Source organism: Streptomyces sp. BF23-19 (assembly GCF_041106355.1).
GTDB classification, from domain to species: domain Bacteria; phylum Actinomycetota; class Actinomycetes; order Streptomycetales; family Streptomycetaceae; genus Streptomyces; species Streptomyces virginiae_A.
Genome location: NZ_JBGBPT010000013.1, coordinates 81658 through 107703, shown reverse-complemented (window position 1 = coordinate 107703; position 26046 = coordinate 81658). Strand labels below are relative to the sequence as shown.

At 72.9% G+C, this 26046-nt stretch carries 22 protein-coding genes; 12 read left to right on the top strand and 10 right to left on the bottom strand.

Annotation, left to right across the window (positions count from 1 at the left end):
* Positions 1–16: 16 nt before the first annotated feature.
* The gene (locus tag AB8A24_RS10655; RefSeq protein WP_369475404.1) at positions 17–1882 is read left to right on the top strand and encodes an ABC transporter ATP-binding protein; all 1866 of its coding nucleotides are present in this window, start codon (positions 17–19) and stop codon (positions 1880–1882) included.
* The gene (locus AB8A24_RS10650) at positions 1879–3660 is read left to right on the top strand and encodes an ABC transporter ATP-binding protein (protein WP_328964480.1); all 1782 of its coding nucleotides are present in this window, start codon (positions 1879–1881) and stop codon (positions 3658–3660) included. The genes AB8A24_RS10655 and AB8A24_RS10650 overlap by 4 nt, the downstream gene beginning before the upstream one ends.
* A gap of 72 nt (positions 3661–3732) precedes the next feature.
* On the opposite strand, the gene AB8A24_RS10645 is transcribed toward AB8A24_RS10650, so the two are convergent.
* Complete coding sequence (locus tag AB8A24_RS10645; protein WP_030732753.1) at positions 3733–4524, bottom strand: metal-dependent hydrolase; 792 nt, start codon at positions 4522–4524, stop codon at positions 3733–3735.
* Between the two features lie 144 nt (positions 4525–4668).
* Between AB8A24_RS10645 and AB8A24_RS10640 the strand changes: the two genes are divergently transcribed.
* The 3 genes from AB8A24_RS10640 (at position 4669) to AB8A24_RS10630 (ending at position 8565) form a co-directional block, all read left to right on the top strand.
* Positions 4669–7191: a DUF3516 domain-containing protein gene (locus AB8A24_RS10640; RefSeq protein ID WP_328964479.1), complete on the top strand. Its 2523-nt coding sequence runs from the start codon at positions 4669–4671 to the stop codon at positions 7189–7191.
* Between the two features lie 70 nt (positions 7192–7261).
* A complete protein-coding gene (locus AB8A24_RS10635; protein WP_266485738.1) occupies positions 7262–8155 on the top strand; it encodes an acyl-CoA thioesterase II in 894 nt (297 codons plus the stop codon).
* Between the two features lie 8 nt (positions 8156–8163).
* Positions 8164–8565: a YchJ family protein gene (locus AB8A24_RS10630; protein WP_369475403.1), complete on the top strand. Its 402-nt coding sequence runs from the start codon at positions 8164–8166 to the stop codon at positions 8563–8565.
* Here AB8A24_RS10630 and AB8A24_RS10625 read toward each other — a convergent pair.
* Positions 8529–9338: a DUF6397 family protein gene (locus AB8A24_RS10625; RefSeq protein ID WP_328964477.1), complete on the bottom strand. Its 810-nt coding sequence runs from the start codon at positions 9336–9338 to the stop codon at positions 8529–8531. The two genes, AB8A24_RS10630 and AB8A24_RS10625, sit on opposite strands and share 37 nt — an antisense overlap.
* A 158-nt stretch (positions 9339–9496) precedes the next feature.
* Positions 9497–9895, bottom strand: coding sequence for a roadblock/LC7 domain-containing protein (locus AB8A24_RS10620; RefSeq protein WP_030009154.1), 399 nt, complete (start codon positions 9893–9895; stop codon positions 9497–9499).
* Between the two features lie 106 nt (positions 9896–10001).
* Here AB8A24_RS10620 and AB8A24_RS10615 point away from each other — a divergent pair, with 106 nt between their 5' ends.
* Complete coding sequence (locus tag AB8A24_RS10615) at positions 10002–10439, top strand: PPOX class F420-dependent oxidoreductase (RefSeq protein WP_328964476.1); 438 nt, start codon at positions 10002–10004, stop codon at positions 10437–10439.
* Between the two features lie 26 nt (positions 10440–10465).
* On the opposite strand, the gene AB8A24_RS10610 is transcribed toward AB8A24_RS10615, so the two are convergent.
* The 5 genes from AB8A24_RS10610 to AB8A24_RS10590 form a co-directional block, all read right to left on the bottom strand.
* Complete coding sequence (locus AB8A24_RS10610) at positions 10466–11125, bottom strand: ATP/GTP-binding protein (RefSeq protein ID WP_369475402.1); 660 nt, start codon at positions 11123–11125, stop codon at positions 10466–10468.
* Positions 11125–11505 (bottom strand): DUF742 domain-containing protein, encoded by a 381-nt coding sequence (locus tag AB8A24_RS10605; protein WP_266388257.1) that lies wholly within the window; start codon positions 11503–11505, stop codon positions 11125–11127. Before AB8A24_RS10605 ends, AB8A24_RS10610 begins: the two co-directional genes overlap by 1 nt.
* A gap of 17 nt (positions 11506–11522) precedes the next feature.
* The gene (locus AB8A24_RS10600; RefSeq protein ID WP_161289274.1) at positions 11523–11966 is read right to left on the bottom strand and encodes a roadblock/LC7 domain-containing protein; all 444 of its coding nucleotides are present in this window, start codon (positions 11964–11966) and stop codon (positions 11523–11525) included.
* A complete protein-coding gene (locus AB8A24_RS10595) occupies positions 11966–14623 on the bottom strand; it encodes a nitrate- and nitrite sensing domain-containing protein (RefSeq protein WP_369475401.1) in 2658 nt (885 codons plus the stop codon). The genes AB8A24_RS10600 and AB8A24_RS10595 overlap by 1 nt, the downstream gene beginning before the upstream one ends.
* Positions 14624–14854: 231 nt before the next feature.
* Positions 14855–15634: an MHYT domain-containing protein gene (locus AB8A24_RS10590; protein ID WP_328966071.1), complete on the bottom strand. Its 780-nt coding sequence runs from the start codon at positions 15632–15634 to the stop codon at positions 14855–14857.
* Between the two features lie 177 nt (positions 15635–15811).
* Here AB8A24_RS10590 and AB8A24_RS10585 point away from each other — a divergent pair, with 177 nt between their 5' ends.
* Positions 15812–16411 carry a methyltransferase domain-containing protein gene (locus tag AB8A24_RS10585; RefSeq protein ID WP_328964474.1) on the top strand — a complete coding sequence of 200 codons (600 nt, stop codon included), beginning with the start codon at positions 15812–15814 and terminating at the stop codon, positions 16409–16411.
* A 51-nt stretch (positions 16412–16462) separates the two neighbouring features.
* On the opposite strand, the gene AB8A24_RS10580 is transcribed toward AB8A24_RS10585, so the two are convergent.
* Entirely contained in the window at positions 16463–17377 is a 915-nt protein-coding gene (locus AB8A24_RS10580; protein WP_369475400.1) for an oxygenase MpaB family protein, read from the bottom strand.
* 135 nt (positions 17378–17512) lie between these two features.
* Here AB8A24_RS10580 and AB8A24_RS10575 point away from each other — a divergent pair, with 135 nt between their 5' ends.
* Both AB8A24_RS10575 and AB8A24_RS10570 read left to right on the top strand, forming a co-directional pair.
* Positions 17513–18301 carry a hypothetical protein gene (locus AB8A24_RS10575; RefSeq protein ID WP_328964472.1) on the top strand — a complete coding sequence of 263 codons (789 nt, stop codon included), beginning with the start codon at positions 17513–17515 and terminating at the stop codon, positions 18299–18301.
* 290 nt (positions 18302–18591) lie between these two features.
* A complete protein-coding gene (locus AB8A24_RS10570) occupies positions 18592–19596 on the top strand; it encodes a polyprenyl synthetase family protein (RefSeq protein ID WP_328964471.1) in 1005 nt (334 codons plus the stop codon).
* 208 nt (positions 19597–19804) lie between these two features.
* Here AB8A24_RS10570 and AB8A24_RS10565 read toward each other — a convergent pair whose 3' ends face one another.
* Positions 19805–19987 (bottom strand): hypothetical protein, encoded by a 183-nt coding sequence (locus AB8A24_RS10565; protein WP_369475399.1) that lies wholly within the window; start codon positions 19985–19987, stop codon positions 19805–19807.
* A 184-nt stretch (positions 19988–20171) separates the two neighbouring features.
* Here AB8A24_RS10565 and AB8A24_RS10560 point away from each other — a divergent pair, with 184 nt between their 5' ends.
* The 3 genes from AB8A24_RS10560 (at position 20172) to AB8A24_RS10550 (ending at position 26034) form a co-directional block, all read left to right on the top strand.
* Positions 20172–23225, top strand: a complete 3054-nt coding sequence (locus AB8A24_RS10560) for a DEAD/DEAH box helicase (RefSeq protein ID WP_369475398.1) — start codon at positions 20172–20174, stop codon at positions 23223–23225.
* Positions 23226–23309: 84 nt separating this feature from the next.
* A complete protein-coding gene (locus AB8A24_RS10555; protein ID WP_369475397.1) occupies positions 23310–24530 on the top strand; it encodes an SWF or SNF family helicase in 1221 nt (406 codons plus the stop codon).
* A gap of 196 nt (positions 24531–24726) precedes the next feature.
* Entirely contained in the window at positions 24727–26034 is a 1308-nt protein-coding gene (locus AB8A24_RS10550) for a GAF domain-containing protein (RefSeq protein WP_328964468.1), read from the top strand.
* The last annotated feature ends 12 nt before the right edge of the window (positions 26035–26046 follow it).

Here is a 26046-nt window from a genome sequence, read left to right as displayed (position 1 = left end):
CCAGTCATGGGGCGTCATGCAGATCAGCGATCTTCCGTATCCGGATCCAGGGGTACCCGACGCTCGTTCCGGCCCCCGGTTCCTGCTGTGGCTGGGGCGCGGTCAACTCGGCGGCCAACTCAAGAGCCTGTGTTGGGGAATGCTGCACTTCACCGGCGTCGCCGCCCTGCCGTACGCGGTGGGCCTCGGCGTCGACGCGGTGGTCGACCACGAGCCGAACCGGCTGCTGCTCGTCGGCGCGCTGCTCCTGGCCATCGGCGTCGCCATCTCGGTCGGCGACTCGATGCTCCACCGCACCGCCGTCACCAACTGGATCACCGCCGCGGCCCGGGTGCAGCAGCTCCTCGCGCGCAAGACGGCCGAGTTGGGCTCCGCCCTCACCCGACGGGTCGCCGCGGGTGAGGTGGTCGCCGTGTCCACGGGCGACGTGGAGAAGATCGGATGGTTCGTCGAGGCGGTCTCGCGTTTCCTCGCGGCGCTCTTCTCCGTCGTCCTGGTCTGCGTGGGCCTGCTGTTCTTCGCCCCCGAGCTCGGTGTGGTCGTGGCCATCGGCGTTCCGCTGATCGCCCTGGCCACGCTGCCCCTGCTGCCGCGCGCCACCCGACGCGCCGACGTCCAGCGGGAGAAGGCGGGCAAGGCCACGGAGCTGGCCTCCGACACCGTCGCGGGCCTGCGCGTACTGCGCGGCATCGGGGGTGAGGAACTCTTCCTCGGCCGCTACCGCGAGGCCTCGCAGGAGGTCCGCAAGGCCGCCGTGCGCAGCGCGCGGATGTGGGCGCTGATCTCCGCGATCCAGGTGGTGCTCCCGGGCGCCCTGATGATCACGGTGGTCTGGTACGGCGCCACGCTCGTCTCGGACGGGCGCATCGCGGTGGGCGAACTCGTCGCCGCGTTCAGCGCGGTGGCGACCCTGCTCTACCCTCTGCGGCACTTCCAGGAGATCGCCATGGCGTACTCCTTCTCCCGACCCTCCGCCAAGCGCGCCGCCCGCGTGCTGTCGCTGAACCGGACGGACGCCGTCGCCGCGGCCGAGCGCGCCGCGCGCACCGAGCCGGTGCGGGCACCGGCCCCGGGCGGGGACTTGTACGACCCGCGGACCGGGCTGCTGGCCCCCGCGGGGCGGTTCACCGCCGTCGTGTGCGGGGACCCGGACCTGGCGGGGCGGCTCGCCGAACGCCTGGGCGGCCACCCGATGGACGAGGCCTCGGAGGCGGAGGCGACGGCCGACACGGCCGGTGCGCCGTCCGTGCTCCTCGGCGGGGTCGCGCTGGACGAGCTCGATCTGGACACCGCGCGCACCCTGGTCCTCGTACAGGACAAGGATCCGGTACTGCTGTCCGGGACCCTGCGGGAGCTGTTCGACGTACCGGCCTCCGGAGCGGTCGAGTCCGCCGCGGCGCTGGGCGCGGCCCAGTGCGCGGACGTCCTGGACGCGCTGCTGCAGTCGGCGCCGGACGGGGTGGAGGACCCGATGGACGCCCGGATCACCGAGCGCGGCCGGTCCCTGTCGGGCGGCCAGCGTCAGCGTCTCGCGCTGGCACGGTCCCTGGTCACCGACCCGGAGGTACTGGTGCTCGACGAGCCGACCTCCGCGGTCGACTCGCACACCGAGGCCCGGATCGCGGACGGCGTCGCGGCCCTGCGCGCCGGCCGGACCACGGTGGTACTGGCGTCCTCGCCGCTGCTGCTGGACCGCGCGGACCGGGTCGTGCTCATCGACGAGGGCACGGTGGCGGCCGTCGGTACCCACCGCGATCTGCTGCAGCGCGAGCCGCGCTACCGGGCGGTCGTCACCCGTGAGACCGACGAGGAGCAGCGGCTCGGCGGGCCGGAACTGACAGAGCTGGAAGAAGCACTCACAGAGATCGAGGAATCCGCATGATCGGCGTGGCGCCGCCGGAGTACGACCCGGCCGCCCCCGAGTCGGCCGCGACCCTGCCCGTGGGCACGTCGGCGACCGTACGGGGCTATGTGCGCGGCCTGTTCCGGCGCCACCGGCGGGCCTTCGTGGTGCTGGTGAGCGTCAACGCGGCCGCGGTGATCGCCTCCATGGCCGGTCCGTACCTGCTGGGCCAGGTCGTGGACGACCTCTCGGCAGGGGCGCGCGAGCTGCATCTGGGGCGTGTGGCCCTGCTGTTCGCGCTGGCGTTGGCGGTCCAGACGTACTTCGTCCGGCTGGTCCGGCTGCGCGGGGCGATGCTCGGCGAGGAGATGCTGGCCGATCTGCGCGAGGACTTCCTGGTGCGGTCGGTGGGTCTGCCGCCGGGCGTGCTGGAGCGCGCCGGTACCGGTGACCTGCTGTCGCGGATCACCACCGACATCGACCGGCTGGCGAACGCCATGCGCGAGGCCGTGCCGCAACTGACGATCGGCGTCGTGTGGGCGGGGCTGCTGTTCGGGGCGCTCACGGTGACCGCGCCGCCGCTGGCGCTCGCCGCGCTGGTGGCGCTGCCGGTGCTGGTGATCGGCTGCCGCTGGTACTTCCGGCGGGCGCCGTCGGCGTACCGCTCGGAGGCGGCCGGCTACGCGGCGGTCTCGGCCGTGCTCACCGAGACGGTGGACGCGGGCCGGACGGTCGAGGCGCACCGCCTCGGGCCGGAGCGGATCGCGCTGTCGGAACGGCGGATCTCGCAGTGGGTGGCGTGGGAGCGGTACACGCTGTTCCTGCGGACGGTCCTCTTCCCGGTCATCAATGTCACCTTCGTGACGATCCTCGGCTCGGTGCTGATGATCGGCGGGTTCTGCGTGTTGCGGGGCTGGATGTCGGTCGGGCAGCTGACCACGGGCGCGCTCCTCGCGCAGATGCTGGTCGATCCGATCGGTCTGATCCTGCGCTGGTACGACGAATTGCAGGTCGCCCAGGTCTCGCTCGGCCGCCTGGTGGGCGTGCGGGAGATCGAACCGGACGCCGGGGACGCGAAGGTGGCGCCCGAGGGCCGGGACGTGCGGGCCCAGGAGGTCCACTTCGGCTATCGGGAGGGCGTGGACGTCCTGCACCAGGTGTCGATGTCCGTGCCGCCGGGCACCCGGATGGCGCTGGTCGGCCCCTCGGGCGCGGGCAAGTCCACCCTGGGGCGGCTGCTCGCGGGCATCTACGCGCCCCGGACCGGCGAGGTCACCCTCGGCGGGGCGCGGCTGTCACGGATGCCCGCGGAGCGGGTGCGCGAGCACGTGGCGCTGGTCAACCAGGAGCACCACGTGTTCGTGGGCACCCTGCGGGACAACCTCCGCCTCGCGCGGACGGACGCCGGGGACACCGAGCTGTGGGCGTCGCTGGCCGCGGTGGACGCCGACGGCTGGGCCCGGGCCATGGAGGCCGGTCTGGACACCGAGGTCGGTTCCGGCGGCACGACGCTGACCCCGGCGCAGGCGCAGCAGATCGCACTGGCCCGGCTGGTACTGGCCGATCCGCACACGCTGGTGCTGGACGAGGCCACCTCGCTGCTGGACCCGCGCGCGGCACGGCACTTGGAGCGCTCGCTGGCCCGGGTGCTGGACGGCCGGACGGTCATCGCCATCGCCCACCGGCTGCACACCGCTCACGACGCGGATGTGATCGCGGTGGTCGAGGGTGGCCGGATCAGCGAACTCGGCTCGCACGACGAGTTGGTCGCGGCCGACGGGGCGTACGCGGCCCTGTGGCGCTCCTGGCACGGCTGAGCCGGGCCAGGACGCCGGGTACCGGGCAGGGGCGGGACCTGATCCCGCCCCCGCCAGTGGCCGGTACGTGGGTCAGATGAAGCCGAGGGCCGAGGCTCCGCCGAAGCCACCCAGCAGGATGAAGACCGGCATGAGGACCTTCAGCTCCACCCAGCTGCCGGCCCGGAAGCGCATCGCCTTCGGCGGGCCGATCGGGTACCAGCGCTTGCCGGCGATCGGCAGCGGCCACAGGACCGGGCAGCCGGAGACGGTGAGCGCGTCGCCGATGTCGTGGACCAGGGCCCCGAGCACGATCGGCAGGCCGAGCCAGAGGTATTCCTGGCCCGTACCGGTGAACAGCCAGTTCGCACCGTTGCCGGGCTGGTCGAGCACTCCGGCCAGGATCCAGGCGCTGGTCGCGCCGAGCAGCCAGACCAGGACGTCGCTGGACATCCGGGCGGCCCGCCACAGAAGGCCCTCGACCGCCAGCACCAGGTGCACGAAGAGCAGGGCGAGCACACCCCAGCGGTCTGCGGTGACGGCGAGCAGGGAGGCCCCGCCGCCGATCAGCACGGCCCAGAGCCAGGTGTGCGTCAGGGTGCGGTGGCCGCCGGTGCGGCGGGCGTCCTTCTTGGAGCGGGTGCCCTTGTAGACGGCGTAGGAGATCTTGTCGACCACCTCGCACACGCCCTTGGAGAGCGGTCCGAAGGCGCGCGAGATCGTCGCCGACTTGTGGTCGAGGTCGGGGGCGAGGGCCGCCCCGGCGCAGATCAGCGCGCCGACGACGAGGACCGGCCAGGGCATGGGGTGGCCGGCGGCCGCGGTGGCCGCGCCCACCCCCAGCCAGGCCGCTGCACCGGACAGTGAGTGCGCCGGACCCATCATGGTCGTTTCCCGCCCCGCTGGTGTGTGGTCGGGCCCGGTCGACTGTTTCGTTCGGGCCGCATCGACGGCACAGCGTACCGTCGGTGATCTTCGTTCCGTCCGCCGGTTCCCTGATCCGGGGGGAAGCCAGGCAAGATGGGGGGTGTGACCCTCATTGATCAGCTCCCGCCGAACGCCGACCCCGACGCCCTCTTCGAGGCTTTCTCCTCGTGGGCGGAGGACCAGGGCATCACCCTGTACCCGGCTCAGGAGGAGGCGCTGATCGAGGTCGTCTCCGGGGCGAACGTCGTCCTGTCCACCCCGACCGGCTCCGGCAAGAGCCTGGTGGCGGCCGGTGCGCACTTCACCGCCCTGGCCCAGGACAAGGTGACCTTCTACACCGCCCCGATCAAGGCGCTGGTGTCGGAGAAGTTCTTCGACCTGTGCAAGCTCTTCGGCACCGAGAACGTCGGCATGCTGACCGGCGACGCCTCCGTGAACGCGGACGCTCCGGTGATCTGCTGCACCGCCGAGGTGCTGGCCTCCATCGCCCTGCGCGACGGCAAGCACGCCGATATCGGCCAGGTCGTGATGGACGAGTTCCACTTCTATGCCGAGCCGGACCGCGGCTGGGCCTGGCAGATCCCGCTGCTGGAGCTGCCGCAGGCGCAGTTCATCCTGATGTCGGCGACCCTCGGCGACATGAAGCGGTTCGAGGAGGACCTGACCCGGCGCACCGGTCGGCCCACCTCGGTGGTCCGCTCCGCGACCCGGCCCGTCCCGCTCTCGTACGAATACGTCACCACCCCGATCACCGACACGATCACCGAGCTGCTGGAGACCCGGCAGGCCCCGGTCTACATCGTGCACTTCACCCAGGCCCAGGCGGTCGAGCGGGCGCAGTCGCTCATGAGCATCAACATGTGCACGCGCGAGGAGAAGGACAAGATCGCCGATCTCATCGGCAACTTCCGCTTCACCACCAAGTTCGGCCAGAACCTCTCCCGCTACGTCCGGCACGGCATCGGTGTGCACCACGCGGGCATGCTGCCCAAGTACCGCCGCCTCGTCGAGAAGCTCGCCCAGGCCGGTCTGCTGAAGGTCATCTGCGGTACGGACACCCTCGGGGTCGGCGTCAACGTCCCGATCCGCACGGTGCTGTTCACCGCCCTGACCAAGTACGACGGCAATCGGGTCCGCACCCTGCGCGCCCGTGAGTTCCACCAGATCGCGGGGCGCGCCGGCCGGGCCGGCTTCGACACCGCGGGCTATGTGGTGGCCCAGGCCCCCGAGCACGTCATCGAGAACGAGAAGGCGCTCGCGAAGGCGGGCGACGACCCGAAGAAGCGCCGCAAGGTGGTGCGCAAGAAGGCTCCCGAGGGCTTCGTCGCCTGGTCGGACACCACCTTCGAGAAGCTCATCGGCGCCGACCCGGAGGCGCTCACCTCGCGCTTCAAGGTCACCAACATCATGCTGTTGTCGGTGATCGCCCGGCCGGGCGACGCCTTCCAGGCGATGCGCCACCTGCTGGAGGACAACCACGAGCCCCGCAAGGCCCAGCTGCGGCACATCCGCCGGGCCATCGCGATCTACCGCTCGCTGCTGGACGGCGGTGTGGTCGAGAAGCTCGACACCCCGGACGCGGAGGGCCGCACCATCCGGCTCACCGTCGACCTCCAGCAGGACTTCGCGCTCAACCAGCCGCTGTCCACCTTCGCCCTGGCCTCCTTCGACCTGCTGGACCCCGAGTCCCCCTCCTACGCGCTGGACATGGTCTCCGTCGTGGAGTCCACGCTGGACGACCCGCGGCAGATCCTCGCCGCCCAGCAGAACAAGGAGCGCGGCATCCAGGTCGGCCAGATGAAGGCCGACGGGATCGAGTACGAGGAGCGGATGGAGCGCCTCCAGGACGTCACCTATCCCAAGCCGCTCGAAGAGCTGCTCTCGCACGCCTACGACGTGTACGCGAAGAGCCACCCGTGGGTGCGCGACCACCCGGTCTCGCCGAAGTCGATCATCCGCGACATGTACGAACGCGCGATGACCTTCACCGAGTTCACCTCCTTCTACGAGCTGGCCCGCACCGAGGGCATCGTGCTGCGCTACCTGGCGAGCGCGTTCAAGGCGCTGGACCACACCATCCCCGACGACCTGAAGTCCGAGGACCTCCAGGACCTGATCGCCTGGCTCGGCGAGCTGGTCCGCCAGGTCGACTCCAGCCTGCTGGACGAGTGGGAGCAGCTGGCGAACCCGGAGGTGGAGACGGCGGAGCAGGCCCAGGAGAAGGCCGACCAGGTCAAGCCGGTCACCGCGAACTCGCGCGCCTTCCGCGTCCTGGTCCGCAACGCCATGTTCCGTCGGGTGGAGCTGGCCGCCCTCGACCACGTCAACGTGCTGGGCGAGCTGGACTCCGAGTCCGGTTGGGACGCGGATGCCTGGGGCGAGGCCCTGGACGGGTACTGGGACGAGTACGACGACCTGGGCACCGGCCCCGACGCACGCGGCCCGAAGCTGCTGCAGATCGAGGAGGACCCGGCGCACGGTCTGTGGCGCGTCCGCCAGACCTTCGCGGACCCGAACGGGGACCATGGCTGGGGCATCAGCGCCGAGGTCGACCTGGCCGCCTCCGACGAGGAGGGCCGGGCCGTCATCCGGGTCACCTCGGTCGGCGAGCTCGGAGCGCTCTGACCGTCCGCCGCACTCCGCCGAACCCGCCCGCACCACCGGACCCGCCGGACCCGACCGTGGAGATCCTCTGATGACGAACCCCGCCGAGAGACTGGTCGATCTGCTCGATCTGGAGCAGATCGAGGTCAACATCTTCCGCGGCGCCAGCCCGCAGGAGTCCCTCCAGCGCGTCTTCGGCGGGCAGGTGGCCGGCCAGGCGTTGGTGGCCGCGGGGCGCACCGTCGAGAGCGACCGCCCGGTCCACTCGCTGCACGCGTACTTCCTGCGCCCCGGCATCCCCGGGGTGCCGATCGTGTACCAGGTGGAGCGGGTGCGCGACGGGCGGTCCTTCACCACGCGCCGGGTCACCGCGGTCCAGCAGGGCAAGACGATCTTCAATCTCACCGCCTCCTTCCATCAACCGGAGGAGGGTGGCATCGAGCACCAACTGCCTCCTCACCACGTTCCTCATCCGGACACGCTCCCCAAGCTCGCGGACGAGATCCGCGAGCACCTCGGGGCGCTGCCGGAGGCGCTGGAGCGGATGGCCCGCCGCCAGCCCTTCGACATCCGGTACGTCAACCGGCTCCGCTGGACTCACGAGGAGCTCAAGGGATCCGATCCCCGCAGCGCGGTGTGGATGCGCGCGGTCGGCCCGCTGGGCGACGACCCCCTCATCCACACCTGCGCCCTCACCTACGCGAGCGACATGACCCTCCTCGACGCCGTGCGCATCCCGGTGGAACCCCTGTGGGGCATGCGCGGTTTCGACATGGCCTCGCTGGACCACGCCATGTGGTTCCATCGGCCCTTCCGTGCGGACGAGTGGTTCCTGTACGACCAGGAGTCGCCCATCGCGCACGGCGGCCGTGGCCTGGCCCGGGGCCGCATCTACGACGTGGAGGGCAGGCTGCTGGTGTCCGTGGTCCAGGAGGGCCTCTTCCGTCCGTACCCCGCCAAGCCGTCGCCCGCCCCGGAGAACTGAGCACACCCATGCCCACCCCTGCCGTCCCCTGCCCCTGCGGGTTGCCCGCCACCTACCAGGAGTGCTGCGGCCCCTTCCACTCCGGTGCGCGCTCGGCGCCCACCGCCGAGCGGCTGATGCGCTCCCGGTTCAGCGCCTTCGCCGTGGGCGACACCGCCTATCTGTTGCGCTCCTGGCACCCCACCACCCGTCCGGGCCGCCTCGACCTGGATCCCGAACAGCGCTGGGAGCGGCTGGAGATCCTCGCCACCGAGCGCGGCGGGATGTTCGAGACGCAGGGCTCGGTGGAGTTCCGCGCCCACTACCGCGAGGGCCGGCACACCGGCTCGCTGCACGAGCACAGCAGCTTCTCCCGCGAGGCCGGGGCCTGGGTCTACGTCGGCCCCCTCTCCCCCGTCGACTTCGACTGACCCCGCGCCCCCGCCAGGGCGAAGTCCAGGCTGGTGCGGTACCGGTGGATCTCGTCCGGCGGTCCGGCCTTCAGCAGTCCCGTCGCCACCGCGGCTGCCGCCGGAACCTGTGGGTGCCCGTACGGCAGGGGCGGGCCGAGGGCGGCCAGGACGATCCGCTCCGCCGGGTCGGGCACGGCCTCCCGCAGCTCGCCCTCGGGGAGCACGGAAGCCAGCACGGCGGCGCGCTCCCACGGGTCGGCGGTTCGTCTCAGCAGCAGCCCGATGTGCCGCCCGCGCCAGGTGCGCGGGCGCAGATCCGTCTTGGCCGCCATCAGCTCCCGGTCCTCCGGGGGCGCGATCCCGCGCAGTATCGCCGGCTCCCGCGCGGCGAAGCTCCGTAGCTCCGCGGTCAGATAGAGCCACACCACGGCCCGGTACCGGTTGATCCGGTAGCCGACCGGGATCACGTGCCCGCAGCGCGCGAGCCGCGTGAACCGGCTCGGGCCGACCCCCACCACCTCGGCCGCGGCCTCCGCGCCGGCCACCGTCTCGACCTGCTCGCGCAGCGCGCCCGGCGGACCGGCCGCCGACCTGACCCGGTCCAGCTCGGCCCGTGCGTAACGCGCGGCGCCGAGCGTGCGCGGCCCGGCCCGTACGATCCCCAGCTGGACGGCCCTGGCGAACTCGCCGCGGCTCAGCCCCAGTTCATCGGCGGCCTGCGCGCCAGCCAGCAGCACGTCCCCGGCGCCGTCGGCCACATCGTCCCGAAGTGCGGTCCCCATCTGCGTCATTACGGTCCTCCCCCACGAGCAGTGATTACTCTGTGTGAAGACCGTAACTCAACGCAATGACACCCCGCGAGGCCTGTGGACAACTCCCCGAGCGGCGCCGCACTCGGCTCAGTTCAGCTCGGCTCAGTTCAGCTCGACTCGGATCAGCTCGACTCGGCTCAGCCGCCGGTGATGCGCCGCTCCGCGACGCCCAGGTGCTCGCCCACCCGGTTGACCAGCAGGGTCATCTCGTACGCGACCTGGCCGATGTCCGACTCGGCGGCGCTGAGCACGCACAGGCTGCTGCCCGCACCCGCCGCCATGACGAAGAGCGCCCCCTCGTCGTACTCGATCATCGTCTGCCGCACCTCGCCGGCCCGGAAGTGGCGGCCGGACCCCTTGGCAAGGCTCTGCAGGCCGGCCGCGACGGCCGCCAGGTGTTCCGCGTCCTCCCGCGCCAGCCCCGCGCTCGCCCCCGTGACCAGGCCGTCGTTGGACAGCACCACCGCGTGCCGCACCTGCTGGACCCTGCGCGTCAGGTCGTCCAGCAGCCAGTCCAGTTGCTTGTCCAGTGCCATTCCCAGCCCCTCCCCGTTGACGTCGGCCACTTGGCCGCGCCCCACCCCGCGTACTCGTGCCGCAAGCCTTCCCCACCAGTGCCTTTCGGGCAAGGAGGATGTCCCCATGGCGAAGAAGATGACTCAAGAGGAATGGCGGGCATTCGTCTCGCACTCCACCCGCACCGGAAAGCTCTCCACCGTGCGCGAGGACGGAAGTCCGCACATCGCTCCCATCTGGTTCGTGCTCGACGGCGATTCCTTCGTTTTCAACACCGGAAAGGCCACCGTCAAGGGACGCAACCTCACCCGCGACGGCCGGGTCGCGCTCTGCGTGGACGACGACCGGCCGCCCTTCTCCTTCGTGATCCTGGAGGGCCGCGCCGAGATCAGCGGCTACGCCGACGACGCGGACGAACTGCTCACCTGGGCCACCCGGATCGGCGCCCGGTACATGGGCGAGGAGCAGGGAGAGGCCTTCGGCCGCCGCAACGCCGTCCCGACCGAACTCCTCGTCAGGGTGCCGATCGACAAGGTGATCGCCCTCGCCGACATCGCCGACTGACACCCACCCCCGCCGACCGGGCCGGTTCACACGGAATCGGCCTGCGGCTCCACCGAGTCCAGCAGCCGGGCGGTGTGCACCCGCCCGGCGTACTCGACCAGCCGGATCAGTACTTCCTTCCCCGAGTCCCGGTCCCGCGCGTCACACAGCACCACCGGTGTCCCCTGCTCCAGGTCCAGCGCCCGCGACACGTCGTGCGCCCCGAACCGCCGGGCGTCCGTGAAGCAGTTGACGGCCACCACGAACGGGATGCGCCGGTGCTCGAAGTAGTCCACCGCCGGGAAGCAGTCCTCCAGCCGCCGCGTGTCGGCGAGTACCACCGCGCCCAGCGCGCCCTGCGACAGCTCGTCCCACAGGAACCAGAACCGGTCCTGCCCCGGCGTACCGAACAGGTACAGGGACAGCCCGGACCGGATGGTGATCCGCCCGAAGTCCATGGCCACGGTCGTGGTCGTCTTCTGGGCCACACCGCCCGTGTCGTCGACCAGTTCGCCCGCCTCGCTCAGCGCTTCCTCCGTCCGCAGCGGCCGGATCTCGCTGACCGCGCCCACCAGCGTGGTCTTGCCCACCCCGAAGCCGCCCGCCACCAGGATCTTCAGCGCGAGTGCGGCCAGTTCGGGGTCCTCCCCCGGACCGGGATCCACGTCCGGGGCCTGTCCGGCAGATCGGTCGTCATGCTGTCCCATCAAAGCGCTCGCAATCCCTCGATGACTTCACGCAGAATCCGCTCGTCCGGCAGTTGCGCGGGCGGTACCGGCCGACTGACCTTGACGTACCCGCCCTCCAGCAGGTCCCCGAGCAGCACCCGCACCACCCCCACCGGCAGGTCGGCGTCGGCGGCGAGTTCGGCCACCGACTGGGTCTCGGACCGGCAGAGGCCGAGCAGTGCCCGGTGCTCGGGGCCCAGCAGGGACTCGGCCGCCTCGTCCGTCCCCTCCGGATCGACCACGACCAGCGCGATCAGGTCGAAGCGGACCCCGTGGGGTCCCGGCTTCGTACGCCCGCCGGTCATGGCATACGGACGGACGAGCGGGCCCGCGTCGGCGTCGTACCACTGGCCGTTCATGTGCCGGACCGCCGCCCTCAGCCGGCGGCCGGCGGGCGCGCCGCGAACCGGGGCGGGGTGTAGAGGTGCTCGCCGACCCGCTTCACCAGTCGGGCCATCTCGTAGGCGATCAGGCCGATGTCGGCACTGGCGGCGCTGAGCACGGCCAGGCAGGAACCGTCGCCGGCGGCCGCGACGAAGAGGAAGCCCTCGTCCATCTCGACCATCGTCTGGCGCACGCCCCCGGCGTGGAAGTGCCGGCCCGCGCCCTTGGCGAGGCTGTGGAAGCCCGAGGCCACCGCGGCCAGGTGCTCGGCGTCCTCCCTGCTGAGCGCGCTGGAGGCGCCGACCGCCAGGCCGTCGTTGGAGAGGACCACGGCGTGCCGGACCTCTCGGACCCGGAGCACCAGGTCGTCGAGCAGCCAGTCCAGTTCGCCGGACCTGCGGCCCCCGTCGAGGTCGATCCTTTGGTGTTCGATCATCACACTTCTCCTTCGCTGCCTGCGTGGGGGGAGTTCTCCTGGGCGCCGCGGACCCAGCCGGCCCGGTAGGCCGCCATCCGGTCCCGGGCCTGCTCCGGGCTGCGGCCGGGCGGCTCCTCGGGCGGACGGGACGCGGCCGGGTCCTTGGGAGCGGGGGCCTCCCGGAGCTGCGGAACCAGGCTGGCCTGGCGCACCCGGCGCGGCAGTTCCGTCACCGAGGCCGGGGGCGCCGCGGCCGCCTGGATACGGGCGCCCGCGCCACCGGGGACGCGTGGCCGCAGCGATGCCACCGGGGCGGGACGGGGCTCCTCGCCTGCGGGGTTCGGGGCCTGGGCCGGGGGCTGCGCCGCGGGCTGCGCCGCCTCCCGTACGACGGCCATGGCGGGCGGCTGTTCGGCCCGCGCGACCGCCTTCGGTCCCGGGGCGGAGGACGGGGACGAGGCCGAGGATGGGGAGGGGGACGAGGACGGGGAGGGGGACGAGGCACGGGCCGGAGCGGGAGCCGACGGCTCCGGTCGCGCCGCCGCGTCGGGATCCGGGGCCGCGGCGGAGCCCGAACCCGAGCCGTGGGCGGAAGCGGTGGCAGGGGCTCCGGCGGGGACTCCGGCCGTGATCGCGCTCTGGAGCATGGAGTTGGGCAGGAGCACCACCGCGGTGGTGCCGCCGTAGGGGGACGTGCGCAGGTGCACCTTCACCCCGTGGCGCGCCGAGAGCCGGCTGACCACGAAGAGCCCGAGCCGGTCGCTGTCGAAGAGGTCGAGCGACTCGGACTGTTCGATGCGGCGGTTGGCATCGCCGAGGGTTTCGGGGCCCATGCCGAGTCCCCGGTCCTCGACCTCCAGGACGTAGCCGGTGCCGACGGGCTCGCCGCTGACCCTGACCTTGGTGTGCGGCGGGGAGAACTGGGCGGCGTTCTCGATGAGTTCGGCGAGCAGGTGGGTGAGGTCGGCGACGGCGCCCCCGACCACGGCGGCTTCCGCGAGCTGCCGGACCTCGATCCGTGGGTAGTCCTCGATCTCGGAGACGGCGGCCCGCACGACGTTCGTGAGCGGGACCGGCATCCGCCAGGCCCGGCCAGGGGTGGCACCCGACAGGATGATCAGGCTCTCCGCGTGCCGGCGCATCCGGGTGGTCAGGTGGTCGAGGCGGAAGAGGTCACCGAGTTCGTTCGGGTCGTCGGCGCGCCGCTCCATCGAGTCGAGCAGGGTGAGCTGCTTGTGTACGAGGACCTGGCTGCGGCGCGCGAGGTTGACGAAGACGCCGGAGATGCCGCTGGCGAGTTCCGCCCGTTCGACGGCGGCGCTGAGCGCGGCCCGGTGGACGGTGCCGAGCGCCTCGCCGACCTGGGTGATCTCGTCCTCGGCCGGCGGCCCGGGCGGGGTCTCGGCGGCGACGTCGATCTCCTGGCCTGCGCGCAGCCGTTCCATCGCCTGCGGGAGTTTGCGGTGGGCGATCTCCAGGGCGGTGTTGCGCAGCGATACGAGTTCGACGACCAGGGCCCGGCCGATCCGGACCGAGATGACGAGGGAGGCGGCGACGGCCGCCAGGCCCAGCAGCACGGCCGCCCCGGCCGGGGTGAGCGCCCCTTCGGTGAAGGGGTCGGCCCGGTCGGCGGCCGCGACGTGCACCCCCGCCTCGGCCTCGCGCATCGAGGAGGCGATGGCGTTGTGGGCGGCTTCCCATCCGGTGGGCAGGCCACGGCTGTCCTTGGAGGTGCCGGCGGCCAACACCCGGTCCTCGGCGCCGGTGAGGTCGGCGTAGGCGGCGCTCTTCGCGGCGGACTCCCAGACGGCCTGCTGATCGGCGGGGAGGTCGCGGGCGGCGGAGTCGGTGAGCGCCCGGCGGGACTCGACGGCGCCGGTCAGCTGCCGAAGCGTTTCGGCGGTGCGCGGGCCGGGGGCGGCGAGCAGCGCGTCCTCCCGGGACAGCAGTTCCGCGGCGCGGGAGAATTCGAGCAGGACCCGCGCGTCGGGGCCGAGTTCGGCCTTCTCCCCGCCGGTCAGGGCGCCGCCGACGGCGAAGGCGGAGTCGACCACGCGGGTGTAGATCGTGTAGGCCGCCTCGGGGGTGGCGCGGCGGTCGGCGATGTCCTTGCGCGAGGAGCCCAGGCCTTCGGCGGCGGCGACGAACGCCTCCAGCCGGACCACGATGTCGGAGCGGTAGTCACCGGAGTCCGCGACGGTGTGCTGGTCACCGAGCCGCAGCCGCTGCACGGCGGCGTCGGTCCGGCGTGCCTGCTGGTCCAGGGCGCTCCGGTCGGCGGCGGGGTCGGCGAGGAGCCGGACGGCGGCGCGGCGTTCGGCCTGGAGCTCGGTGACGGCGGCGGCGACGGGCGTGCGTATCTCGGTGTCGACCTGCTGGACGCGGCTGAGCCGGGCCATGTCCTGGGCGGTGTTGACGGTGGCGAAGGCCCAGAGGGCGAGGAGCGAGACGACCGGGACCATCAGCAGCGAGACGATCTTCGCGCGGACGGTGGCGGGGCGCAGCCGCAACCGGGGCCGGGGTCCGCTCGCGCGGGCGGCGGGCGGGTGGGGCTGGTGGGCCCGGAGCTCCGCCGGTTCCTCGGCCGGCGGCCCGGCGTGGGCCCGGCGGCCGCGTGCCGGGGGCGCGGGCAACCTCGGCGCCGCTGCTTCCGGTCTTCTGCGGGGTGTTCGCATGGGCTCCTCGTTCCGGGCGGTGCCTACGGGTGCGGTGGGGCGGCGTGGCGGGTGGGGCGGCGGTGGGGCGGCAGAGCGGGTGGGGCAGGTGTGGTGACGCGGTGGCCGCGGGGCGAAGGGGTGACGGCCGGTGCGCGGCGGTGCGGTGCCGCGGGGTCGGCGCGGTCGACGGGCGGTCCGTGCGCGGCCGATGGGCCGCCGGTACGAGGTCGACGGGCGGTCCGTGGGCGATCAGTGGGCGGTCACGGTGCGCTCCCCCACGTGTCGGGCCGAAGCGGAGGCGGCGCGCTCGTCGACCGTCGGGGAGAGCGCGACGAAGGCGGCGGTGATGAACAGGTAGGAGCCCAGCCCGACGGCGAGCGGGAAGATGAACTGCATGGCCGTGGCGCCGGGCAGGACCGTGTCCGAGGGGCTGACGCTGACGGCGACGGCCATCATCCCCGTGTAGTGCATGCTGCTGACGGCGGCGCCCATGACGAGCGAGGCGACGGCGACCGCCACCGGTGACTTGATGTTGAGCGCGGCCCACAGGGCGGCGGTCGCCGCGATCACGGCGATGGCGACCGAGAGTCCGACGGTGAGCGGGTCGTAGGAGACGTCTCCGTGCAGTCGCAGGGCCGCCATGCCCAGGTAGTGCATGCTGGCGACGCCGAGTCCGGTGGTGAGGCCGCCCAGTACGAGGGACCGGCCGCGTTCCTTGCCGTAGCCGACGGCGAAGACTCCGGCGCCGACGACCAGCACGGCGACGAGCAGGCTGAGGATCGTGAGCGGCACGTTGTAGTGGATCTCGGTGCCCGTGACCTCGAAGCCGAGCATCGCGACGAAGTGCATGGTCCAGATGCCGGTGCCGATGGCGGAGGCCGCGGTGAGGAGCCAATTGCGGCGGGAGGCCCCGGTCGTGGCGAGCGCGCGGACGGTGCAGCGCAGCCCGAGGGCGGCGCCGATCGATGCCATCACGTATGACAGCACGGGTGTCAGCCACCCATAGGCGGCGTGGTCCAGATGTCCCAGGTGTCCCATGGCCACGGGACGCTAGTCCGGGTGAGGGCGCGAACAGGGGGCGCATTTCGAAAGCAGCTGTAACTGCTGGAATATGACAGAGCTACGTTCATCTCCGATCACACCACGTGCCAGCTTGCACACGGTCCGCTGAGACGCGGGAGGGCCGCCGTGGGGGATCATGGGCGCATGAGCGAAGACCGGACACACGTGCAGGAGTTCTTCGGGGCCCGCGCCGCCGACTGGGACCGCAAGTTCCCCGGGGACGGGCCCGCGTTCACCACCGCCGTGACCGAGTTCGGACTACGGCCCGGGGACCGCGTGCTCGACGCGGGCTGCGGCACCGGGCGGGCCATGACCGCGCTGCGGGCCGCCGTCGGACCCGGCGGGACCGTACTCGGAGTGGACCTCACCCCGCAGATGCTGGCCGCCGCGCGGCGGGCCGGACGGGACGCCGAGGGCGCCCTGCTGCTCGCCGACGTGGCCCGGCTGCCCCTGCGCGACGAGGTGCTCGACGCGGTGTTCGCCGCCGGGCTCATCGCCCACCTGCCGGACCCGGGGGCGAACCTCCGCGAGCTCGCCCGCGTGGTCCGCCCCGGTGGCGGGCTCGCGCTCTTCCACCCGATCGGGCGAGCGGCCCTCGCCGCGCGCCATGGCCGTGAGCTGACCCCGCAGGACATGCGGGCCGAGCACAACCTCGGCCCGCTGCTGAGCGGTTCGGGCTGGGACATGGCGTCGTACGCGGACGACGACGACCGTTTTCTGGTGCTGGCCGTGCGTCGCCCGTGACATACGCCTGTACGTCGCCCCCTCGCCCGGGGTCCGCGGAGGTGCTCGGGATCAGGCCGGAGGCTGGGCCTCGGCTCCGGCGGGCCGGCGGGGATGCGGCACCGGGCAGCCGCCCGAGCCGGGCACGGGGAACGTGCCGAGCTCACCCACGTCGTAGCCGTCCGGATAGCCCTTGATCTCCGGGTTCTGGCGGGCGTAGTGCGGGGCCCGGCGCGGGGGCAGCAGCCGTACCGCGCGACCGCGCAGCCACAGGGCGCCCTGGACGAGGCGCCGGACCGGGGCGCGCGGGGCCTCGTACCGGAAGGCGTCCAGGAGCGACTCGTCGAGGAGGGCGAGACTCGCGCGCCGCACGGCGGGGGCGACCGGCGCCGGGTACCAGGAAGCCATGAGGTCGAGGGTGGAGTCGGCGACCTTGCGGGCGCCTTCGTCCCACCCGAAGTGGGCCTCCTCGTAGGCCGCGAGGGTGGCTTCGAACTCCTCGTACGAGCCCGGGATGTCCGTGATGCCCAGATGGCGGCCGAGGGTGGCGTAGTAGTTCGCGCAGGCCCGACGCTCGTGGTGGGTCAGCGGACGCCAGCCGTAGGCGTCCAGCCAGCGCGCCGGAATCACCACGAAGGTGCACAGGACGTACCGCATGTCCTCGTTCGAGATGTCATAGCTGCGGTGCATCTGGTTGACGCGGCGGATGGCGGTGCGTGCGGTGTCGCTCTCGAAGCCGTGCTCGACGACCGCGTCCAGGAGCAGCGCGGTGTCGTCGTAGCGCTTCTGGGTGCGGTCGGTGAACTCGGCCGTATCGGCCAGCAGGCCACCGATGCTCGGGACGGCATAGGTCCGAAACAGTGCGAGTTCCAGGGCGCGGGTGAAGTCCCAGGGGAACTCGTAGGTGGCGGTGAGCCGGTAGATGGCGAGGAAATCCTTGTCGGGATCGAGACGGAGGATCTCCCTCAGCCGATCGTAACGCTGCACCTGGTGTCCCTTTCTGTGGCGGGTCCCCAACTCTACGTGCAGGTAGCAGCCTTGGAAATCGTGTCCCGGAAGCTCTCGACGGGCGGGTTACCCGCTGGTTAAGGTGCGCCGACGAGAGAGCTACCAGGAGGCCAGGTGTCCGACGACGAGGGTGGCGGCTCGCTGTACGTGCTGACCGCCGTGCTGCTGACTCCGGCGCAGTTCCCCAGCATCCTGGGCGACGACTTCCCCGAGGCCTGCTCCCTGCTGGGCGTGGCGCCGGGCGGGGAGGGCTACGGGCTGGTGCTCGGCCAGGACGAGGAGGGCGCGCGCTGGACGGTCGTCGTGGACGACGTCTCGCTCGTCGCGACGGCCATCGCCTCCTGGGACTGCGGGATGGAGTACGACCTGTCCCCCGACGAGCGGACGATCGTGGTCTCGCTGGCGGGCTGGCCGCTGGAGTTGTCGGTGGCCGCGTCGGGGATCCCGGAGCCGCACGATCCCGAGCAGGGAGCGGACGGTACGGGGCGGGTCCCGCTCGCGCCGCCCTCGGCGGACGCGTGGGGTCCGGTGCAGCGACGGATGGGCGCGGACCAGATCGCGCGGGAGTGGGCGGACTGGCGGGAGCGCGAGGCCACGGACGGCGGGGCGGCGGCCGCCGCGCATCCCGGGCTCGCACGGGCGCTGGAGGAGGCCCTGGCGTACACGAAGACCCCGCCGCCGCCCGGCCGGGTGCGGTCCTCCTTCGCCGGCGAGGGGGCCCGGACGCTGCGGGTGGACGGGCCCGGCTGGTCTCTGGTGGCGCGTACCGGCGAGGCGGCCTTCGTCCTGCTGGACGAGGAACCGAGCGAGGTGCTCACGGTCCCTCACGAGGGGGATGCCGACCTGCCGGACCTGCCGGACCTGCTGGCGGCACTGGACCGGATCGCGGTCCGCCCGTCATGAGCCCGGGCGGGAGCGGGGCGGCGACGTCGAGGTCGCGGTCTTGATGTCGACGGCGGCAGTGCCGGCGAATGCGGCCGTGATGTACGACCCATACCGATCGGTTCGTCGACGCCCGACCCCGGGCGCGGGCCGCACCGACCCCTCGTCATCGAAAAGATTCGGCCGAAGAGGCCGAAAATCGCTCTGGATCCCCTTCCGCCGGAATGATCGAATCGGCCAGTCACGCGGCTCAAAGGTGTGCACCTTCGCACCTGCGGCCCATTCCACGACGGAGGCCATTCTTGAATTCCATGTCCTACCTGGACCTGCACCGGGAAGTTTCGCAGGACATCGACGCGGAGATCGACACCGCGCTGGAGCGCCTCGGCCCGCTGGGGGGCACGACCAGGAACTCGGTCGCCAAGCTCTTGGAGCACCGCAAACTGAGACATCCCCTCTCGGTGCTGCCGCTCCTCACGCACGCCATAGAGACCGGTAATCCGAAACCGGCCATACCCCTGTCCGCCGTCCATCTCCTGTGGTGGACCTCGGCCTGCTATCTCGACGACCTGGCGGACGCCAACGGCGCCTCCATCTCCGGCGAGCTCACCGAGAACGAAGCACTGCTCGCCTCGGTCATCACGGGAAACTCGCTCCCCATTCAGATCCTCCTGTCGCAAGATCTCCCGGAGTCGGCGCGTGGTGCACTGATAACCGAGATCCTGAACGGCTGGATCATCGGCGTCGACGGACAGATCGACGACATGCGCGGGGACATCTGCGGCGCGTCGCGGAAATCGGTGGTCGAGACCTACCGCGGCAAGTCCGGCGCCCCCTTCGGAATGATCACGGCAATGGCCGCCATATTCTCGGGAACGACGGCCGAGAGGGTGGAGCTGTGGCGTGAATTCGGCTACATCTTCGGCATTCTTTGGCAAATATTCAACGACCAGGAAGACATCCTGTCCGGTCGCAATGAAGACCTGCTCAACGGCACCGTCACGTACCTCCTCGCCTCCGTCGTCGAGGACGCCTCACCTGATTCCCGGCAGCACATCCTGGACCTGTGCGCCGCCGCCGAGCGCTCACATCAAGCCAGAACGGAACTGGCGGGGCTGCTGCTGACGCCCACCGCCCTCGACCGGTACCGGGCGGAGATCGACGTGTTCCGCGCCGAGGGGCACCGCATCCTGGACGAACTGGGCGGCGACGAGACCTACTTGCCGGTGCTCCGGCACCTCGTGGACCACGCGTCCCAGATGCTGCTCGAAGCGGACCTCGACCTCGCCCCGGTCGCCGTGAGCGGCGCCGCCTGACCTGGTCATCGTCGTGTGCGGCGCCGCCCGGCCCGGCAGTCGAGTGCGGCGCCGCCTGACCCTGCCGCCGCCCGGGTGGGCCGCACCGCTCGGGCGTGACCGATGGCGCGCGGGTACGCAACGGCGCCCCGCCCCGCGGTCATGCCTGTCGGGCTCCGCGCCGATGTCGGAGCCCGGCCGCCCCGCGGGGCGCTGGCGGGGGGGGCCGTCAGCGGCCGATCTGCTTCCTGGACATGCCCCGCAGACGACGCCGCTGGGAGGAGTCCAGCAGGAGGTAGGCGGCGAGTGGCACGCCGATCAGGACCAGCAACCCCGCCCAGAACCCCACGGTCCAGAACAGCACGATGGCTGCCACGACTCCGGCAACCGCGATCTTTCCGTTCGTGGACATCTGCGGACACCTCCTTCTGCCGTCGACCACTACTACCCCCTCAACGCGCCGTCACGACCGCGCGTTCCCCGACACCCGAACGGTCTTCGAAGTGACCCGGGTCACGGCCGTGCCCCCCTCGGCGGGCGCCTGCGGTGGGGTACCCTCGGCCACCCCGTACCCAGTAGTCAAGTTTGAGGAATGCGTGCTCTCCGAGATCTCCGGCCTCATCCACCACTGCGCCGTGTTCCTTCCGGCCGACCCCGCCCGCGGCGGCCGGATCGCCCTCTGGCGGACCGACGGCAAGACCCCCGGCGCCGACGCCCCTGCTACGGCGACGGGCGCCACCGCTGCCGGTGACCGCGGTGACCGCGGTGCCCGCGCCCGCGTCGGCAGCCGGGAGGAGCTCACGGTCATCACCCCCGACCTGCGTCGGACCACCGTGGTCGCGCTCGTCCTGTCCATGGACGAAGCCCTGCCCCTGCTCACCCGCGCCCGGTCCACCGCGGCGGAAGTCGACACCGCGGCGGAGACCGACACCGCGGCAGCCGGGGCCGGCGCCACGGCGTTCTGGGGCGCCGCCGCGCTGCTCGCCCTGCGCTTCGCCGCGCGCGGGCAGCTCCTGCCCCGACTGAGCCCCACCGGCCACGACGCCTGGCGGATCGGGCCGCTGGGGGCAGCCGACCTCGACGAGATCCGGGAACTGGCCGCCGCCATGCCGCCCGCCGCCCACTGCGTGCCGCTGAACCCCGACGGGCCGCCCCGGCTGCCCGCACCGGAGCCGCTGCTGCGGGCCTTCCTCGACGCCGTCGCCGACACCCTCCCCCGCTCCCCCGCAGCCCCCGCGGCCGCCGGTGGGCCCGCCTACGCCGAGCGCCCGCCACGGCTCCACCCCGAGCTGCGCGAATGGGCCGCCGAGGTGGCCGCCGGCCACGACGCCGGGGTGCGGATCTCCCTGCGGATCGAGCTCGACCGAGCCCTCGACCCGGGCGCGGCACAGGCGCCCGAAGCCGCCCCCACCTTCCGCGCCGTCCTGCAGCTGCACAGCCTGGCCGACGCCGCTCTCGTCGCCGATGCCGCCGATGTCTGGGGCGGATCCGGAGCCGCCGCGGCCGCCTTCCCGCCCGGAGCCCGGATGGACGCGCTGCGCGCCCTGCGCCGCGCCTCCCGGCTGTGGCCCCCGCTCGCCCCGCTGCTGGGCGCGGCCGTCCCGGACACGGTCGAACTCGCCGACGAGGAGGTCACGGAGCTGCTCGGCGAAGCCGCCGCCGCCCTGGCCGCCGACGGGGTCCAGGTGCACTGGCCGCGCGGTCTCCTGCGCGACCTGAGCGCCCGGGCCGTCCTGGGCTCGCCCGACGACACCACCGCGAGTACCCGCTCCTCCGGTCTGCTCTCCCCCGGTGCCCTGCTCTCCTTCAGCTGGCGCCACGCCCTGGGCGACCAGGGCGATCTCACCCGGGCCGAACTCGACCACCTCGCCGAAGCGAAGCGCCCCCTGGTGCGGCTGCGCGACCGGTGGGTCCTGGTGGATCCCGCCGAGGCCCGCCGGGCCCGCGCCCGCCAGGACCGTAAGATCGCGGCCTCGGAGGCGCTGGCCGCCGTACTCACCGGGTCGGCGGAGATCGACGGGAAGCGGGTCGACGTAGCGGCCACCGGTCCGCTCGAAGGACTGCGTGCGCGGCTGGCCGCCGACCCCCAGGAGGAGACCGACGCCGTCGGCGCGCCGCCGGAGCTGCGCGCCACCTTGCGCGACTACCAGCTCCGCGGCCTGCGCTGGCTGGCCCGGATGACCTCGCTCGGCCTCGGCGCCTGCCTCGCCGACGACATGGGCCTCGGCAAGACCGTCACCCTGATCGCCCTCCACCTGCACCGCAACCGGCCCGAGGACCCGACCACAGGCGCAGGCACAGGCACAGGCACCGGCCCCGGCCCCGGCCCCGACCCCGCCACGGCCGGACCCACCCTGGTCGTGTGCCCGGCCTCGCTGCTGGGCAACTGGCAGCGGGAGATCGAGAAGTTCGCCCCCGGCACTCCCGTACGCCGCTTCCACGGCCCGGGCCGCAGCCTCACCGACCTCACCAGCCTCAGCGGCCTCCACAGGGGTTTCGTCCTCACCACCTACGGCACCATGCGCCTGGACGCGCCCGAACTCGCGGCCGTCCGCTGGGGCATGGTGGTGGCCGACGAGGCCCAGCACGTCAAGAACCCGCGTTCCTCCACCGCCAAGGCCCTGCGCACCATCCCGGCCCCGGCCCGCGTGGCCCTGACCGGCACCCCCGTCGAGAACGACCTCTCCGAGCTGTGGGCCGTCCTCGACTGGACCACCCCCGGGATCCTCGGCCGCCTCGGCACCTTCCGCTCCCGCTACGCCGACCCCGTGGAAAGCGGCCACGACCCGCAGGCCGCCGCCCGGCTCGGGGCGCTCGTCCGGCCGTTCCTGCTGCGTCGCAAGAAGTCCGACCCCGGCATCGCGCCCGAACTGCCGCCCAAGACCGAGACCGACCACACCGTCGCCCTCAGCCCCGAGCAGACCTCGCTCTACGAGGCGGTCGTACGCGAGACCCTCGCCGCGATCTCGCAGGCGGACGGGATGGAGCGGCGCGGTCTGGTGGTCAAGCTGCTGACCTCCCTCAAGCAGATCTGCAACCACCCGGCCCACTACCTGCGCGAACACGATCCGGCGGACCGCGGCGCCAAGGAGACCGGTGGTGGCGCCGCCGCCCGCTCCGGGAAGTTGGAGCTCGTCGACGAACTCCTCGACACGATCCTGGCGGAGGGCGGTTCGGTCCTCGTCTTCACCCAGTACGTGACGATGGCCCGCCTGCTCGAACGGCACCTGCAGGCCCGCGGGATCAGCTCGCAACTGTTGCACGGAGGGACGCCGGTCCCGCGTCGTGAGGAGCTCGTCGACCGGTTCCAGGCGGGCGAGGTCCCCGTCTTCCTGCTGTCCCTGAAGGCCGCGGGCACCGGGCTGAACCTCACCCGGGCCGGCCATGTCATCCACTTCGACCGCTGGTGGAACCCGGCCGTCGAGAAACAGGCCACCGACCGCGCCTACCGCATCGGCCAGACCCAACCCGTCCAAATCCACCGGATCATCGCCGAAGGCACCGTCGAGGACCGGATCGCACAGCTCCTCGCGCGCAAACGCGCCCTCGCCGATGCCGTCCTCGCGGGCGGCGAGGGCGCGCTGACCGAACTGACCGATACCGAACTGGCCGAACTCGTGGCACTGCGCCCGACCGCGCGCGGGGAGTGAGCGATGAACACCCGAGACCGAGACCGAGACCGAGACCGAGACCGAGACCGGGACCGGGACTCCTACGAGAAGACCTTCCCGGCCGTGGCACCCACCCGCGGCCGCGGCTTCGCCCACACCTGGTGGGGTCATGCCTGGGTGCGCGCCCTGGAGGACAGCGCGCTCGACGGGACGCAGGTCAAGCAGGGTCGCCGGTACGCGCGCGCGGGCGCGGTCGGCACGATGTCGGTACGCCCCGGCGGGCTCACCGCGGTGGTGCGCGACCCGGACGGGACGGCGCACCGGACGGACGTGCTGGTGCAGGAGTTCACGGAAGCGGAGTGGAACCGGCTGTTGGATCTGGCGGCCGCGGAGGCCGGGCACATCGCGGCTCTGCTCGACCGGGAGGTGCCGCCGGAACTCGCCGAGGACGCGGCCGCCGCCGGGGTGGAGCTGCTGCCCGGCATAGGAGACCTCGATCCGCGCTGCGACTGCGGCGAGTGGGACCACTGCGCGCACACGGCCGCGCTCTGCTACCAGGTGGCGCGGCTGCTGGACCAGGACCCCTTCGTGCTGCTGCTCCTGCGGGGCCGGGGCGAGCGGGAGCTCGTGGACGATCTGGCGGAACGGAGCACGGCGGACGCAGGAGCGGAGGCTCCGCACGGGCCTGTCGACGAGGGGATCCCGGCGGCGGAGGTCTTCGCGGTGGGCGCTCCGCGTCCCGCGCTGCCCCGGCTCCCGGGGCTGCCCGAGGCGCCGGGCCAGCCGCCGACGCTGGACACCGAGGCGGAACCGGAACCGCATCTCGACGTGGACGCGGTGGAGTTCCTGGCACAGGCGGCCGCGACCGAGGCCCACCGGCGGCTCGCGGAGGCGCTGGCTCCGGGCCACGCCGATCGCGCTCCGACGGCCCCGCTCTCGCTCACCGAGGACGCCGTACGCCTCACGGCCGAGGCCGATGACTTCCGGGTCCGCTCCCGCCTGGCGGCGGCTACCGGACGCAGCCGGGCCGAGATGGAACTGGCCGTACGTGCCTGGGGCTTCGGCGCGGCCCCGGGCCTCGCGGCGCTGGAGGACGACTGGACGCCGGACCGGAGCACGCTGGCCCGCGCCCGGGCGGCCCTGGACGTGGCCTGGGCGGACGAGGAGGCACCGGCGCTCCGCCGGGTCCGCGCCCGCTGGACGGAGGCGGGCACCGACCGGCAGCTCCGGCTGGGTCGGGAGGGGCGCTGGTGGCCGTACCGCCGCGAGGCGGGGCGCTGGATCCCGTCGGGCCCCTCCGCCCCGGAGCCGGGCTCGGCGCTGGAGGCCGATCCGGCCCCGTGAGGTTTCGGCCCGCGCGGGTCGCGTACCGCCGGCGCCCTGGCCGACGTACGGCTTGCCGGGACCTGGTACCCGGACGACGATGGGGACGCTCCACGGCTCAACGGCTCGACGACTCCGCGGAGCCGCGGCTCGACGACTCCGCGGCTCCGTAACTCCGTACCGCACTCCGTACCGCGCGGCACCACGGGAGGGTGACATGGGCGATCCGTCGGTGGCGCTGCCGGGCGGAGCCGATCCGGCCGCGCGCACGCGCGAACTGCGGCGGGCCCATGCCGCGTTCACCCGGGACGGGCGGGTCGAGGATCCGGTGCGGGCGGTCATCGCGCGGTCCTGGCGGCGGTGCGCGCGGGCCCGGCTCAGCCCGGAGTGCACGCCCCGGGTGGAGCTCGCGGACGCGGAGTTGCGGTCGTACCGGGAGGAGCACCCGCTGGCCCGGGTGATGCCCCTGTTCCGGGATCTCGTCGGGGCGTTCGCCGCGCACGGGGCGCACCTGCTGGCCGTGTGCGACGCGCGGGGCAGCCTGTTGTGGGTGGAGGGCGAACCGGCCACCCTGCGGCGGGCCGAGGGCCTCGGCTTCGTCCCGGGTGCGCGCTGGGCGGAGTCGGCGATGGGGACCAACGCCCCCGGGACGGCGGTCGCGACGGGCGAACCGGTGCAGGTCTTCGGGGCCGAGCACTTCAGCCGCCGGGTGCACCCGTGGACCTGCGCGGCGGCCCCGGTGCGGGATCCCCGGACGGGCAGGCTGCTGGGCGCGGTGGACATCACCGGGGGCGACGGCCTGGCCCACCCGCACTCCCTCGGCTTCGTACAGGCGGTGGCCCGGGCGGCGGAAGCCCAGTTGACCCTGCTCGAACCGGAACCGCCGGCTGCCGCGGACACCCTGGCCGCCCTCGGCCAGGACGAGGCGTTGCTGGTCACCGCCGGTCGCAGGCTGAGGCTGGGGCGGCGGCACAGCGAGATCATGGCGCTGCTCGCGCACCACCCGGAGGGACTGTCGGGCGAGGAGCTGGCGATCGCCCTGTACGAGGACGAGTCGGTGTCACCGGTGACGTTGCGCGCCGAGATCTCCCGGTTGCGCGCCCTGCTGGGGGCGTCGGCCCCGCTGTCGCGTCCGTATCGCACGGCCGGTCGGCTGGAGGCGGATTTCAGCGTCCTGACGCGGCAGTTGGCCGCCGGGGCGGTGTCCGCGGCCCTCCACCACTACCCCGGGCCGTTGTTGCCGGCCTCGACCGCGCCCGGCATCGTCCGGCTGCGGCGCCGGATCGAGGACCAGGCGCGGGCGGCGGTGATCGCGCGGGCCGATGCCGGACTGCTGACCGACTGGGTGTGCGGCCCGTGGGGCGCGGACGACCCGGAGGCGTGGCGGGCGCTGGCGGCGGCGCTGCCGCCGGAGCGGCGGCCGGCCGCGCTGGCCCGCGTACACGCCCTGGACCGGGAGCTCGGCGCGCGCCCGGATCCCCGTACCCGGCCGCGTGCAACGTATCCGCAACCTGCCCGCTCCTAGCCTCCACCGGAG